17 protein-coding genes are annotated in these 13,944 nt (G+C 60.4%); 14 read left to right on the top strand and 3 right to left on the bottom strand.

From position 1 onward, the window contains the following. Window positions 1-15: 15 nt before the first annotated feature. Window positions 16-984: an EF-P lysine aminoacylase EpmA gene (epmA, locus tag BUB54_RS07990; protein ID WP_048878685.1), complete on the bottom strand. Its 969-nt coding sequence runs from the start codon at window positions 982-984 to the stop codon at window positions 16-18. A 23-nt stretch (window positions 985-1,007) separates the two neighbouring features. Here epmA and BUB54_RS07985 point away from each other — a divergent pair, with 23 nt between their 5' ends. Genes BUB54_RS07985 through BUB54_RS07970 form a run of 6 tightly spaced genes read left to right on the top strand, consistent with a single transcriptional unit; the run spans window position 1,008 to window position 4,553 of the window. Continuing rightward, complete coding sequence (locus tag BUB54_RS07985; protein WP_048878684.1) at window positions 1,008-1,979, top strand: lysine-2,3-aminomutase-like protein; 972 nt, start codon at window positions 1,008-1,010, stop codon at window positions 1,977-1,979. A 39-nt stretch (window positions 1,980-2,018) separates the two neighbouring features. Then, window positions 2,019-2,333: an ArsR/SmtB family transcription factor gene (locus BUB54_RS07980; protein ID WP_048878683.1), complete on the top strand. Its 315-nt coding sequence runs from the start codon at window positions 2,019-2,021 to the stop codon at window positions 2,331-2,333. Then, window positions 2,330-2,557 carry a hypothetical protein gene (locus BUB54_RS21435; protein WP_241869366.1) on the top strand — a complete coding sequence of 76 codons (228 nt, stop codon included), beginning with the start codon at window positions 2,330-2,332 and terminating at the stop codon, window positions 2,555-2,557. The genes BUB54_RS07980 and BUB54_RS21435 overlap by 4 nt, the downstream gene beginning before the upstream one ends. Continuing rightward, entirely contained in the window at window positions 2,515-3,342 is an 828-nt protein-coding gene (locus tag BUB54_RS07975) for an MFS transporter (protein ID WP_241869365.1), read from the top strand. The genes BUB54_RS21435 and BUB54_RS07975 overlap by 43 nt, the downstream gene beginning before the upstream one ends. Next, entirely contained in the window at window positions 3,284-3,508 is a 225-nt protein-coding gene (locus BUB54_RS21110; RefSeq protein WP_217652464.1) for a hypothetical protein, read from the top strand. The genes BUB54_RS07975 and BUB54_RS21110 overlap by 59 nt, the downstream gene beginning before the upstream one ends. Further along, window positions 3,492-4,553: an alkene reductase gene (locus tag BUB54_RS07970; RefSeq protein WP_048878682.1), complete on the top strand. Its 1,062-nt coding sequence runs from the start codon at window positions 3,492-3,494 to the stop codon at window positions 4,551-4,553. Before BUB54_RS21110 ends, BUB54_RS07970 begins: the two co-directional genes overlap by 17 nt. Window positions 4,554-4,610: 57 nt before the next feature. Here the strand turns inward: BUB54_RS07970 and BUB54_RS07965 are convergent, their stop codons facing one another. Together BUB54_RS07965 and BUB54_RS07960 are read right to left on the bottom strand one after the other, a co-directional pair. Beyond that, the gene (locus tag BUB54_RS07965) at window positions 4,611-5,573 is read right to left on the bottom strand and encodes a GGDEF domain-containing protein (RefSeq protein WP_052948352.1); all 963 of its coding nucleotides are present in this window, start codon (window positions 5,571-5,573) and stop codon (window positions 4,611-4,613) included. A 47-nt stretch (window positions 5,574-5,620) separates the two neighbouring features. Continuing rightward, window positions 5,621-6,790: a YbfB/YjiJ family MFS transporter gene (locus tag BUB54_RS07960; protein ID WP_073211458.1), complete on the bottom strand. Its 1,170-nt coding sequence runs from the start codon at window positions 6,788-6,790 to the stop codon at window positions 5,621-5,623. Window positions 6,791-6,927: 137 nt separating this feature from the next. On the opposite strand from BUB54_RS07960, the gene purC reads away from it, so the two are divergent. From purC to BUB54_RS07920, 8 genes are all read left to right on the top strand, one after another. Beyond that, window positions 6,928-7,692: a phosphoribosylaminoimidazolesuccinocarboxamide synthase gene (gene purC / locus BUB54_RS07955; RefSeq protein ID WP_048878680.1), complete on the top strand. Its 765-nt coding sequence runs from the start codon at window positions 6,928-6,930 to the stop codon at window positions 7,690-7,692. Window positions 7,693-7,742: 50 nt separating this feature from the next. Continuing rightward, a complete protein-coding gene (gene purS / locus BUB54_RS07950) occupies window positions 7,743-7,985 on the top strand; it encodes a phosphoribosylformylglycinamidine synthase subunit PurS (protein ID WP_048878679.1) in 243 nt (80 codons plus the stop codon). Window positions 7,986-8,067: 82 nt separating this feature from the next. Continuing rightward, window positions 8,068-9,309, top strand: coding sequence for a voltage-gated potassium channel protein (gene kch, locus BUB54_RS07945; RefSeq protein WP_048878678.1), 1,242 nt, complete (start codon window positions 8,068-8,070; stop codon window positions 9,307-9,309). A gap of 46 nt (window positions 9,310-9,355) precedes the next feature. Further along, window positions 9,356-10,018: a phosphoribosylformylglycinamidine synthase subunit PurQ gene (gene purQ / locus BUB54_RS07940; RefSeq protein WP_048878677.1), complete on the top strand. Its 663-nt coding sequence runs from the start codon at window positions 9,356-9,358 to the stop codon at window positions 10,016-10,018. Further along, entirely contained in the window at window positions 10,015-12,183 is a 2,169-nt protein-coding gene (gene purL, locus BUB54_RS07935; RefSeq protein WP_048878676.1) for a phosphoribosylformylglycinamidine synthase subunit PurL, read from the top strand. Before purQ ends, purL begins: the two co-directional genes overlap by 4 nt. Before the next feature lie 15 nt (window positions 12,184-12,198). Beyond that, window positions 12,199-12,432 (top strand): BolA/IbaG family iron-sulfur metabolism protein, encoded by a 234-nt coding sequence (locus BUB54_RS07930; protein WP_048878675.1) that lies wholly within the window; start codon window positions 12,199-12,201, stop codon window positions 12,430-12,432. 14 nt (window positions 12,433-12,446) lie between these two features. Continuing rightward, the gene (grxD, locus tag BUB54_RS07925) at window positions 12,447-12,782 is read left to right on the top strand and encodes a Grx4 family monothiol glutaredoxin (RefSeq protein ID WP_048878674.1); all 336 of its coding nucleotides are present in this window, start codon (window positions 12,447-12,449) and stop codon (window positions 12,780-12,782) included. Between the two features lie 118 nt (window positions 12,783-12,900). Beyond that, the gene (locus BUB54_RS07920; protein WP_048878673.1) at window positions 12,901-13,620 is read left to right on the top strand and encodes a glycosyltransferase family 4 protein; all 720 of its coding nucleotides are present in this window, start codon (window positions 12,901-12,903) and stop codon (window positions 13,618-13,620) included. Window positions 13,621-13,944 lie beyond the last annotated feature (324 nt).

Here is a 13,944-nt window from a genome sequence, read left to right as displayed (position 1 = left end):
AGTAGTGTAATATCTTTATTTAAATGGCTCCGGTAGCCAAAGCACATCTGCGATGCGTCTTGCATTGGTGGCCAGTATCGCAAGCCGGTCAAACCCCAGCGCGATTCCGGCGCAGGCGGGCAAGGCTTCCACAGCCGCCAGAAAATCCTCATCCATGGCCCAATCCGCTCCATAAAGCGCATGGCGCCGCGCCCGGTCCTCGATAATACGCGCCCGCTGCTCAGCTGCGTCCGTCAGCTCGACAAAGGCGTTGGCCAGTTCCATCCCGCAGACATAAAGCTCAAACCGCTCCGCCACCCTCGAATCTGTCGGGCAACGGCGAGCCAAAGCCGCCTGAGCCGCAGGCCAATGGGTCAAAAACGTCGCCCGTTCCCGTCCCAAATGCGGCTCCACCCTTTCCAGCATCAGCCGGAAGAACAGATCCTCCCAATCTTCGCCCCAGCGCAGCGTTGTCCCGGCCTGCCCCGCCAGCGCCGCCGCATCTCCCGACGTACCCAGCACATCCGCCCCCACATAGCGGGTAAAGGCCTCCGCCACTGTCAGATATTCCGGTTCATCCAGCCTCGTGGTGATGCCCTTGCAACTTACCTCCGGCGGCAGTGTGGCTTGCAGCAAGGCAAAAGTCTCACGCATCAGACGCCCCATATCGTCATGCAGGTCATACCATTCCAGCATGGTGAATTCTGGCGCATGGGTATCTGACCACGGCTCCTCCCGCCAGACCCGCGCCAGTTGAAAAATCGGCCCCGACCCACCGGCCAGCAGCTTCTTCATGGAAAACTCCGGCGAGGTGTTCAGCCATTTATCCCCCGCCGAGCGGGCGCATAGATGCACCTCCTCCCCTGGTGCGACTACCGCGTAAGGAGTTTCCACCTCCATGTAGCCGCGCGCGGTGAAGAAGGCCCGCACGGCGGCGGTCAGCAAGTTCCTCCGGCGCAGAAGCGCCATGCGGTCGGGCAGGGTCTGCCAGGGTTGAGAGCTCATGACGCCGGGTTTACACGCTTCCGATGCCAGACGGAATTTCCTCCCCCAAACAACGCACGCTGCGCACCCCGCAAGAACTGGTGCAGGCTGGGCTGCTGCGCCCGGAGGACCTGCCGGGTGCCGAGGCTGTTGCCGCCCGCTATGCCATTGCCGTTCCCCCGGCCCTCGCCACGCGCATCGAAACGCAAGACGACCCGCTCGGCTTGCAATTCCTGCCCAACCCATCGGAACTCATCACCACTCCGCATGAAGATGTGGACCCGATCGCGGATGAAGCCCTCTCCCCCATCCCCGGTATAGTCCACCGCTACCCGGACCGCGCGCTCCTCAAACCGCTTCTGGCGTGCCCGGTCTATTGCCGCTTCTGCTTCCGGCGCGAGCAGGTAGGGCCTGATGGCGGCCTGCTCACCGCTGAGCAACTCGATGCCGCCTATGCCTATATCGCCGCCCGCCCCGCCATCCGTGAGGTTATTCTCACCGGCGGCGACCCGCTGATTCTCTCGCCGCGCCGCCTGGGCGAAATCCTGCGCCGCCTTGAGGCCATTCCCCATGTCGAGCTGCTGCGCATCCATAGCCGCGTGCCCGTGGCGGACCCCAGCCTCATCAACGAGTCGCTGCTCACCACGCTGGATATACAAAAGCCGCTCTATATTGCCGTCCACGCCAACCATGCGCGCGAGTTTGGCACCGCCACCAACGCAGCTCTTCGCCAACTCTCCCGCCTTGGCATCCCGCTTCTCGGCCAATCCGTACTGCTGGCTGGGGTCAATGACTCAGAGGCCACCCTGGCCGATCTTTTCCACGCTATGCTCCGAGCCCGGGTGAAGCCATATTATTTACACCAGCTCGACCCTGCCCCCGGCACCGCGCGGTTTCATGTGCCACCTGAACGCGGGCGCGCGCTGCTCGCCAACCTGCGCGGCCAGCTTAGCGGCACCGCCTTTCCCACCTATATTCTTGACCGCCCCGGCGGCCTGGGTAAAATTCCGCTTTGACCCCTTTAAATCGGTTTTTTCCGATTTAAATATCGGCCAATGACGAAAGAAAGCCTCCCTGCTTTGGACGATATTTTGAAAGCCCTCTCCAATCCGGTGCGGTTGAAGATTTTACGTGGCCTGCGCACCCCGGCCGAGAATTTCCCCGGCCAGGAGCACCCTTATGAATGGGGCGTATGCGCCAACAAGATCGAAACCATTTGCGGCCTTTCGCAATCCTCCGTCTCCGGCCATCTCTCGATCTTGCATCAGGCGGGTCTCGTGACCGCCAAAAAGGTCGGTCAATGGATTTTCTACCAACGCAACGAGGCCGCCATCGCTCAATTCCTTGCCGATTTGAAGGATAATCTATGAGCGGACAAAAACTCCCCGCCCCTCTGCTGGCCCTCAGCCTGAGCGCCTTTGCCATCGGCACCACCGAGTTCGTAATCATGGGGTTGCGATCGCAAGTGGCGCAATCCCTCACCGTCTCCATCCCCAAAGCTGGCTGGCTATTACGTGCTATGCGCTGGGCGTTTGTCTCGACGGGCCGGTCATGGCTGTGCTCACCCAGAAATTGCCGCCACGTAACGCGCTGATTGTGCTGATGAGTTTCTTCATCCTGGGCAATCTATTATGCACCCTGTTGCCCTCTTACGACTTTCTGATACTGGCCCGGATCGTCACGGATATCTGCCACTGTGCCTTCTTCTGCATCGGCACAGTGGAAGCCGCCGCTCTGGTGCCCCCCACCCGCCGCGCCCAGGCGGTCGCGCTGATGTTTACGGGCCTGACAATCGCCATTGTTCTCGGCGTGCCTTTGGGTGCGGCGCTAGGTCAGGAGTCTGGCTGGCGTGCCATGTTCTGGGCTATCACCGCCATCGGCATTGCCGCGCTAGGCGGGCTTTACCTTCTGCTGCCCAAACATACGGGCTTTCATGAGTGCCCGGACATGCTACGCGAATTCCTCCGCATCCGACTGCCGGTCTGGATCGCGCTCAGCGTCAGGGTCATGTTTTCCGCTTCGGCGTTTTCCATCTTCACCTATGTCGCGCCGCTTTTGAATCAGGTCACGCACATCTCCCCGCGCGACGTTACTTATACGCTGTTCCTGATCTACGCTGTTCCTGATCGGCATTGGCCTGACCATTGGGAACTGGATTGGCGGCAAGCTGGCGGATTGGCGCATCACCACCACGCTGACCCTGGTGTTCATTGCCTTCACCATCATCCTCGCCGCCTTTACCGGCACGGCAGATCATCTGCTGGAAGCCGAGATCACGCTAGCCTTGTGGGCGGTTTGCTCCTTTGCTTCCATTCCCGCTATGCAAATCAACCTGGTCAATCTCGGCAAGGCCCTGCCGAACCTCATTTCAACCCTTAACATCTCCGCTTTCAATGCTAGCAACGCGCTTGGCTCCTGGGTCGGCGGGGTTGTCATCTCGCATGGTCTCGGCCTTACCGCGGTGCCACCTACAGCCGCGCTGCCACCCGTTTTATTCGTGAAGTTTCTAACCAAGAAGGACCTGCATTATGCCCAGCCTGTTTGATCCGCTGGAACTTGGCGATCTAACTCTGCCCAACCGCATCATCATGGCGCCGCTCACACGCTGCCGTGCCTCCGATGGCCGTGTGCCCAACGCGTTGATGGCCGAATATTACGCCCAACGCGCCGATGCCGGGCTCATCATCTCTGAAGCCACCGCCGTCACCCCGATGGGCGTTGGCTATCCCGACACTCCGGGCCTCTGGTCGCAAGAGCAAGTCGAAGGCTGGAAGCTCATCACCAAGGCCGTGCATAACAAAGGCGGGCGCATCTTCGCCCAGCTTTGGCATGTGGGCCGTATCTCAGCGCCACTTTATCTGAATGGCGAACTGCCGGTGGCGCCTTCCGCCATCGCCGCCGAGGGGCATGTGAGCCTCGTGCGCCCGATGCAGAATTTTACTACCCCCCGCGCGCTGGAGACCAGCGAGATTCCCGGAATCATCGAATGCTACCGCAAAGCGGCGATGAACGCGCAAATGGCCGGGTTTGACGGTGTGGAAGTCCATGGCGCCAATGGCTATCTGTTGGATCAGTTCCTGCAGGACTCCACCAACAAGCGCACCGACGAATATGGCGGCTCCATTGCCAACCGCGCGCGGCTTCTGCTGGAAGTCACAGACGCCGTCTCCTCCGTCTTCGGGCCTGAGCTGGTGGGTGTGCATCTCGCTCCACGCGGCGACGCGCATACGATGGGCGATTCAACCCCCCTCGCCACCTTTACCTATGTGGCGCAGGAACTACGTGACAAAGGCATCGCCTTCATCTGTTCCCGTGAGCATCAAGCAGACGATTCCATCGGCCCGCAGATCAAAAAAGCTTTCGGCGGCATTTATATCGCCAATGAGGGCTTCACCAAGGAGAGCGCCGAGGCCGCTTTGGCCACCGGTACCGCCGATGCCGTGGCCTGGGGTAAAGCGTTCATCGCCAACCCGGACCTCGTCACGCGCTTCGCCCAGAACGCGCCGCTGAACGAGTTGGACACTAGCACCATGTATGGCCAAGGCCCCAAGGGCTACACGGACTATCCGGTGCTGGAAACTGTGGCCTGATTAGCTTGATCAAAAAAACGCGGGGGCGGCACAGCAAGCCCCCGCGTGCATACCCGCCTAAAACAGCTCGAAACCGCCGCCGACCTTCTTGGCACCAGCCAACACACCTTCCCGCACCAGCCATTCATGGCAATGCACCTGATTCCGCCCGGTCTGCTTGGCCACATAGAGCGCCTCATCCGCCCGGCCAAACACGGCTGACGCATCATCAAACTGCCGCACGGCAGAAAACCCGATACTCACACTCACCTGCCCGACCTGGGGAAACGATGTCCGCGCAACCTTGGCGCGGAAGGCCTCCAGCCCCTTAGCAGCGCCTTCCAGCCCCGTATTGCGCATGACGATCACGAATTCCTCTCCGCCAAAGCGGAAAATCCCATCGGCCTCCCGAAAGGCGCTACGCATCAGCCGGGCCATGAGAATCAGCACCTCATCCCCGTAAAGATGCCCAAATTCATCGTTGATGCGCTTGAAATGGTCGATATCCGCCACGCCAATCACGGTGCGGCCCGCCCCGCAGCCCAAAAGCTGTTTGAACTCACTATTAAACCCGCGCCGGTTCCGCAGCCCTGTCAGCTCATCACGTTCGCCGTAATTCAACAGCCCCGTATGGTTGCCAAACAACCGGGCCAGCAACGCCACCGTCCGCGCTGTTTCCGGGTCTAGCCGCTCAGCCACCAACAAATCAATCAGCGCGGCCACACGGTGGTTCTCACTGACCGGGAAAAAATAACGCAGCCCTTTCCCCCCCGGCATGGCACGCCGGCAAAGCGGCTTCTGCTCCTCCTGCAGCAACGCGCAATCCTGTAAGGAGGGCGCCTCGCTCGCAAGCGACGCGCCAACTTCAGGCAGCGTCACGCGCTTTTGCAGGGTCAGGGGGCCCAGCCCTTCCTCCAAACGCCACAAAACGGCGCACGCTGCCTTGGCGACCTGGCAGACGAGTTCAGTAAACCCCGCTTCCAACTCGTTCAGGTTTCTTAGATCGGTTAGGTTTCCGAGGGTGCTGAGAAGATAAGACATTGGCTTACCGCCCTATCATTCCGCATCCGGGTAAAAGAAACGCTAACTCAATGGACTTTCGTGTTAAGTCTTGCGCTCAGCAAGATCAGCAGCACCGCCACCACCATGGCTGCCGCGCCAATGGCAAAAAGCAGCCCGTAGCTACCGGTGATATGAAACAAATTGGAGAACATGGCCGCCACCAGCGCCTGCATCACTGCATAAACCATGGTGGCCAAGCCCCAATCGCCCGGCAGCCGGGCCGCGGGCACCATGCCCGCAATAGCGCCCGCCACCAGCATCACCGCGCCCAGCGCCACCGCCCCCACCGCAATGGCCGAGCAGATCAAGGCGAACTGGGCATCCACCAGCAATGGCAACGCCACGGCACAGCCCATCACCACATAGCCAATGCCCAGCGTGGGCAAAAACCCGAATCGGTCTGCCACCCGCCCCAGAACAGGCGGTCCCAGCATCGCGGCTATTCCCAGCCATGCCGCCACCTGCGCCCCCGCCGCCACACCGCGATGCAGCCCCAGCGCGGCGAAGCTGGAAAGAAACAGCATATGCGGTACAAACCCTAAGGCTGTCAGCGCATAGGCGCCGATCATCAGCAAAACCGGGCGTGGCGGCAGCCCCTTGGATTCGTGGCGAGCAGACGGTTCAATCCGCGCGGCTGGCATCATCACCGCAACCGCCAGCGTGGCCAGTACACAAACTAGCCCCAGCAACATCCAGGTAAAAACCAGCCCCTTCGCCAATAGCAACGGCACCAGAATCGCGCTGAACGCCGTGCCCGCCCCCATCCCGGCGAAGGTAATGCCGGAAACCCGGCCACGCGCGGCAGATGGCGCGCGCCCCACCACGGCGGCGGCCATCAACACCATCAAAATCCCGCCGGTAATGCCGGAAACCAGCCGCCAGAACCCAAACCACCCCCAGCCCCAGTTCAATGCCGAGCCCAGCGTGGCGGCGGAGGTCAGCCCCATGAACAGCAGTACGACAGGCTTGGCGGGAAAAGGCCGCCTCCAGACGCGCATAACCGCCGCCCCAAAAAAATATCCCGCGAGATTCACCGTGCCAAGCCAGAACGCCCCCGCCGCGCTGTACCAATGCGCCTTGGCCAAGGCGGGCACCAGAGGCGCAAAACCAAACCGGGCCACGCCAATGCTGACAAACATGGCAAGAAGTCCACTCAACGCGGCACGTGTAATCGGAAATGGCGGGGCTTTTTGCATGGTAACAAGACAAATACCCTGCCCAACATTTTTGCACACGCCCGCCCAGGGCTTGCCCCCCATGCGGCCGCCCCCATGGTATTCATTGGACTCTGTTGGTATAGACCGGCTCCGTAAAATTTCGAAGGTTGTGATCCATGGCCCGCCGCCGCCAGCTCTATGAAGGCAAAGCAAAAATCCTGTTCGAAGGTCCCGAGCCCGGCACACTCGTGCAATATTTCAAGGACGACGCCACCGCGTTCAACGCCCAGAAAAAAGGTACGATTACCGGCAAAGGTGTGCTGAACAACCGGATCAGCGAATTCCTGATGACGAAGCTGGCGGAGATCAACATCCCCACCCACTTCATCCGCCGCCTGAACATGCGCGAGCAACTTATTAAGGAAGTTGAGATCATCCCCATTGAGGTGGTGGTACGCAACATCGCAGCAGGCAGCTTGGCGCAGCGCCTTGGCATCCCGGAAGGAACCCGCCTGCCGCGCTCCATCGTCGAGTATTATTACAAAAACGACCAGCTCAACGACCCGATGGTGGCTGAGGAACACATCACCGCCTTTGGCTGGGCCAGCGCGCAGGATGTGGATGACATCGTGCACTACACCCTGCGCATCAACGACTTTCTGACCGGGCTGTTCCTTGGTGTTGGCATCACTCTGGTTGATTTCAAGCTGGAATTCGGCCGTCTATACGAGAATGACGAGATGCGCGTGGTCCTGGCCGATGAAATCAGCCCGGATAATTGCCGCCTCTGGGATGCGAAGACCAACGAGAAGATGGACAAGGACCGTTTCCGCCGTGATCTTGGTAAGATCGAGGAGGCTTATCAGGAAGTCGCCCGCCGCCTGGGGATTCTGCCCGAGGCAGGGTCGCGCGACATGAAGGGCCCGGAGACGATGCAATAACACCTATCGCCTATCAGTCAGCGTTCTTCAATAAAAAGGTTTTGTGATTCATGAAGGCCATCGTCACCATCATGCTGAAAAATGGCGTGCTCGACCCGCAGGGCAAGGCCATTGGCCATGCCCTGAACAATCTGGGCTTTGACCAAGTTGGAGAGGTCCGCATGGGCAAGGTCATCGAGCTTGAACTGACCGAGACCGACGCCGCCAATGCCAAGGAAGCCGCCGAGGAAATGGCCCGCAAGCTGCTGGCCAACACGGTTATCGAAAGCTTCAAGGTTGAAATCGTCGGCTAAGCCCACCAGAGGGGCGCTTTACATCAGCACCCCGCACCCCCAAACATAAGGGCATGGCTGTCCTGTCCCTTTTTTTGGCCGCATGACGGCATTTCATCGCCTTGACGGCGGGATTGCCTGGCTACGGCGGTTGGCTTTGCGGGTTTACCGCCGCGCGCGCCTGGATCTTTGGTTTCCACAGCTGCCCCTGGCGGTTGCTGTCGGCGGGGCAGGGCTTTTGGCGCTGCTACCCAGCATCCGGCAATACGCCTCTGAGTATCTGCATCTGAAGCTGGATGGCTTGTTCGACGCGCTGCACCCGCTGAACGCCAGCGTTCCGGCGCTGATTCTGCGCGGCGTGCCCACGGCCATGATCGGGCTGTTGCAGATTTTTGTGGCCATCGGGTTGCTTGTTCGTTCGCGTATGGCGTGGATCTCCGCCCTGTTGATGACCTTCACCCAGGGCGCCCTGGCAATAGGTTACACGCATCAGCGGTTTTTCTCCGGACCGGTTATTTATATCGTCGTTCTGTTCCTGCTGCTAAGCGTCTCCGGGCAGAGTTTCCGGCGGTCCTCTCTGGCGGCGGGGTCGCTGTTTGCCATTGCCGCCACGGTGCTGCTGCTAACATACGGCGTGCTCGGCTCGTTGATTCTGGGGGAAGGCTTCTCCCCACCCATCGTAACCCTACCGCAGGCGGCCTATTTTACCGTCGTCACCATGTCCACCGTCGGCTATGGTGACATCTCACCCAAGAGCGACGAGGCACGCTTGTTCGTGATGTCGCTGATCGTAGTGGGGATCACGGTGTTCGTCACCTCGCTCAGCGCCGTGGTCGGGCCGCTTGTACAAGGGCGGCTCAGCCGCATCATCGAACCGCAGAGGAAGCGCATGAAACGGGTAAACCATTACATCATCGCGGGTACCGGGCCGCTGGCGCACAATACCGCGCGGGAATTGCTGGCGCGGGATAAATCCGTGATCGTGATTAACGATATGGATGAGGATTTCGGTGACGCCGAAGTGATCCGCGGCGATGCGACAGAATTGGATGTACTGCGCCGGGCCGGGGCGGAAACCGCCCATGCCGTGCTCGCCCTCTCACCGGACGATGCTGAGAATGCCTTCGTGATTCTTGCCCTGCGGGAGATCACGACTGAAGCCAAGAAGGTGGCGGCGGTAAGCAACCGCAAGAATCTGGAACGGGTACGCCGGGTGCAGCCGGATATGATTCTGGCCCCCAACGTATTTGGCGGCGAGGTGCTGGCCATGGCGCTGACAGAGGAAAAAATCGACGGAAACAGCTTGGTCGAGAAGCTGTTGGAGGCTGGCACAAAGCCGGCTTGAAGAAAGCGATATTGCTTGGCCGGATGAGTTCCGGCAGAAGCGGGCCATGCAAGCCGCCATCCTTCTGTTTCCCGGCATCAACCGGGAACGCGACATGATCCTGGCCGTGCGCCAGAGCTTTGGCCGTGAACCGGCGATCGTCTGGCACAAGGAGACCGAGTTGCCCGCGGGCACGGATCTTGTGATCCTGCCGGGCGGGTTCTCCTTCGGCGACTATCTGCGCTGCGGCGCGATGGCGGCACAAAGCCCCATCATGCGCGCGGTGAAGGCCCATGCCGAGCGCGGCGGGTATGTTCTGGGTGTATGCAATGGTTTCCAGATCATTACCGAAACCGGGCTGCTACCGGGCGTGCTGCTGCGCAATGCGGGCTTGCGCTTCCTGTCCATGGACACGATGCTGAGGGTTGAGCGGAACGACACGGTGTTCACCGCCAAATGGGAAAAAGGCGCAGAGTTCCGTGCCCCGATGGCCCATGGCGATGGCAACTACACCGCCGATGAAGACACGCTGGACCGACTGGAAGGGGAAGGGCTGGTGGCGTTCCGTTACAGCGACATCAACCGCAACGGCTCGGCACGGAGCATCGCGGGCATTTTCTCGCCCAATCTGCGGGTCCTGGGGCTAATGCCCCACCCGGAAAACCTCGTTGACCCGCTCATGGGCGGCACCGACGGCAAACCACTCTTTGACTCCCTGGCGGCCGCATGACTGACGTAAATCTGACCCTTGCCAAATCCTTCGGCTTAAATGAGGAGGAATGGGGCAAAGTTCTTGAGATTATGGGCCGCACGCCCTCGCTCACGGAGCTTGGCATCTTCTCCGTCATGTGGTCGGAGCATTGTTCCTACAAATCCAGCCGCGTCTGGTTGAAGGAACTGCCAACCAAGGCACCCTGGGTGATCCATGGCCCCGGCGAGAATGCCGGCGTGATCGATATTGGAGATGGTCTGGCAGCGATCTTCAAAATGGAGTCGCATAACCACCCGAGCTTCATCGAACCTTACCAGGGTGCCGCGACCGGTGTGGGCGGTATTCTGCGCGATGTGTTCACCATGGGCGCCCGCCCCATCGCCAACCTGAACGCGCTGCGTTTTGGCGACCCTGCCCTGCCCGTGACCAAGCGGGTTGTGGACGGCGTGGTACGCGGCATTGGCGGTTACGGCAACTGCGTGGGCGTGCCGACCGTAGGCGGTGAGGTAAATTTCCACCCGGCCTATAACGGCAACCCGCTGGTGAACGCGATGACCGTGGGCATTGCGCATCAGGATAGAATTTTCCTCTCCGCTGCCGCGGGGGTGGGCAACCCGGTGGTTTATGTCGGCTCCAAGACCGGCCGTGACGGCATTCATGGCGCGACCATGGCCTCAACCGAGTTCGACGCTGCCTCCGAGGATAAGCGCCCCACCGTGCAGGTGGGTGACCCGTTCACAGAGAAGCTGTTGATCGAAGCCTGCCTGGAGCTGATGCAAACGGATGCGATTGTCGCGATTCAGGACATGGGCGCGGCGGGCCTAACCTCCTCCTCCGTAGAAATGGCGGGCAAAGGCGGGGTTGGCATCGAACTGAACCTGGACGATGTACCCCAGCGCGAAACCGGCATGAGCGCTTATGAGATGATGCTCTCCGAAAGCCAGGAACGCATGTTGCTAGTGCTCAAGCCCGAGCGTTCAAACATGGCACGCGCGATCATTGAGAAATGGGACCTGGATTATGCGGTGATCGGCCATATCACCGATACCGGACGGATCGTGGTGAAGCATAAGGGCCAGACCGAGGCGGATATTCCCCTCAGCCCGCTGGCGGATGCCGCGCCGCTTTACAACCGCCCGATCGCGGAAACACTAAAGCCCGCGAAGCTCGGCCCCATCACCAGCCACGCGCCGCTGGACCAGGCGCTGATGAAGCTGGTCGGCTCGCCTGATCTGTGCTCGCGGCGCTGGATTTTCGACCAGTACGATTCGAGCGTGGGCGGCCAGACGGTGAAGCGCCCCGCCCAGGCGGATGCCGCCATCGTGCGGCTGGACGGTTCCAACCGCGCTTTGGCCATCACCACGGACGTTACCCCACGCTATTGCGTGGCGGACGCGGAAGTGGGCGGCGCCCAAGCGGTTGCTGAAGCTTGGCGCAACATCACTGCCACGGGCGCGAAACCGCTGGCGATTACCGACAACATGAATTTCGGCAATCCCGAGAAGCCGGAGATTATGGGCCAGTTCGCCAGCGCCATCAAAGGCATGGCGGCTGCCTGCAAGGCGCTGGATTTCCCGGTCGTCTCGGGCAATGTCTCGCTTTATAATGAGACCGAGGGCAAGCCGATCCTGCCGACCCCGGCAATTGGCGCCGTGGGTGTGCTGGCGGATGCGGCTCAGGCTGTCGGCTATGGGCTGGTCAGCGGCCTATCCCTGGTCGCCGTAGGTGACACCAAAGGCGAGCTGGGTTGCTCGCTTTATCTACGCGAGTTGCTGAACCGCGAAGAAGGCGCTCCCCCGCCGGTTGATCTAGTCGTTGAACGCCGCAATGGTGACTTCGTACGGGCGCAGATTCTGAGCGGTGAGGTGCAGGCCTGCCACGACGTCTCTGATGGCGGGCTGCTCGTGGCCGTGGCCGAAATGGCCCTGGCTGGGGATTGTGGCGCGGAACTCACTGGCGCTGGCGCCGCCGAATATTGGTTCGGCGAAGATCAGGGCCGCTATATCCTGGCCGTGAAGGACGCCCACAAGCTGCTGGCCGCCGCCGCCGCCGCCGGTATTCCGGCGCAGCATATCGGCCGTTCGTCTGACGAGAAAAAATTGACTCTGCCAGATGGTCTTGCCATATCTCTGCCTCAATTGCGCGAAGCCCACGAGGGTTTTTTCCCTCGCTGGTTCGCCTGAAGAGGATTACACGACATGGCCATGCCAGCGGGCGAGATCGAGGCTTTGATCAAGGCCGCCTTCCCTGACGCCAAGATCCATATTGAGGATCTGGCCGGTGATAATGACCATTATGCCGCGACCGTGGTGTCTGAAGCATTCCGGGGCGTGCCCCGGGTACGACAGCATCAGATGGTTTATGCGGCTCTTCAGGGCCGGATGGGCGCCGAGCTTCATGCCCTGGCGCTGCAAACCTCAGCGCCAGAATAAGGATTGTGAACCCTATGGAAAATCCCGTTTTCGTCGAAATTCAGAAGCATATCGACGGCGCTCCCGTGATGCTGTTCATGAAAGGTACCCCGCTCTTTCCGCAATGCGGCTTTTCGGCCCGCGTTGTACAAATTCTGAAACATGCCGGCGTGCCCTTCTCATCCGTCAATGTACTGGAGGACCAGGAGATCCGTGAGGGGATCAAACAATTCTCCAACTGGCCGACCATTCCGCAGCTTTATGTGAAGGGTGAGTTCGTCGGAGGGTGCGATATCGTGACCGAGATGTATCAGAGTGGCGAATTGCAGAGCCTGCTGACTGAAAAGGGCATCTCCCAGGACGCGGCCTAATCGCATTTAAGGGCAGGTGATCGTCTTTATTACAGACCAACTGCCCCGGGCAGGTGCAGCAGGCCATCTGGCGCCTAATGACGCCATTATAGATTGACTAAGAGCACAAGGGCATGAGGTGAGGCTGCTGCTCACCAGTGCCCGGCTTTCCACCCCCATAGAACGCTACGATCTGGCCCGACTCGCCGGCCCGCATATCACGCGGATCGGCCAGTATGCCGTGGCTGCATCGCCCTTGACGGCAGGCGGATACGGTGCTGGGCGGTTTTATCTCGAGGCTGAACAGCGCTGGTGCGCCCGGCATATCGCCGCCATCCAGCCCGAGGAAGCCGCGCTGGTTAGCCCGATGTGCCCCAACACAAATATCTTTATTGCCCCCATACCCGCATTGCCACGCCCGCCCCCGCCAGGAACGGCCAAGCTACCGGGACGGCTGATATTTATGGGCAGCGACTCGTTACCTACTCTGGATGGGCTGCGCTGCTTCTTCGAGGAAATGTGGTCCGCCTTACGCGGCCAGGGCGTCAGCCTGGACCTAGTTGGCGATTGCGGTTTGGCGATGCGCCACTTGCCGCCGGAGGTAACCTTGCATGGGTGGGTACGTGACCCCGCCTTGCTGCTGCACAGTGCTTTCCTGGCCATCGCACAGCTCCGCGCCAGATTCGGCCTGAAAATCAAGCTGTTGGATTATGCCCGGCACGGGCTACTGACCATCGCCACCCCGCCCAGCCTGCAAGGATTCGCTGCACTGGCCGAAGCGCCTTTTGTCATCGCGGGCACCCGGCATATTCGCCGCCGACATTCTGCGTCACTTGACCTCCCCGCCCCCACCGGATGAAGCGCTGGATTACGTCACGCATTATTAAGCGGTAAGACGTGCCTTTGCTGGGTTGGACCGCGCGCTGGCGCAAACGCCCCTGATAACACCGCCATAAGATTCTATATCGAGCAAAACCTCCCGATCTTTCCTAAAAAAAGAAAAATTTAATTGGTCCACTATTAAGATTCGACCGGCAAAGTTCTCAAAATGTCATCCGCGCTTTGCCATGCCAAACCATAAACTTCTCCTCCACACCATCCCGCCGGACGAGCCGGCTGACCAGCCTTCGGGCCTCTCACAGCCCAGCGAACGGATGCTGCGTCAGAACCATGCTCGCCACCG

This window comes from Acidocella aminolytica 101 = DSM 11237 (assembly GCF_900129125.1).
In the GTDB taxonomy this organism is placed as follows: Bacteria; Pseudomonadota; Alphaproteobacteria; order Acetobacterales; family Acetobacteraceae; genus Acidocella; species Acidocella aminolytica.
This window is presented reverse-complemented; position numbering and strand designations above follow the sequence as displayed.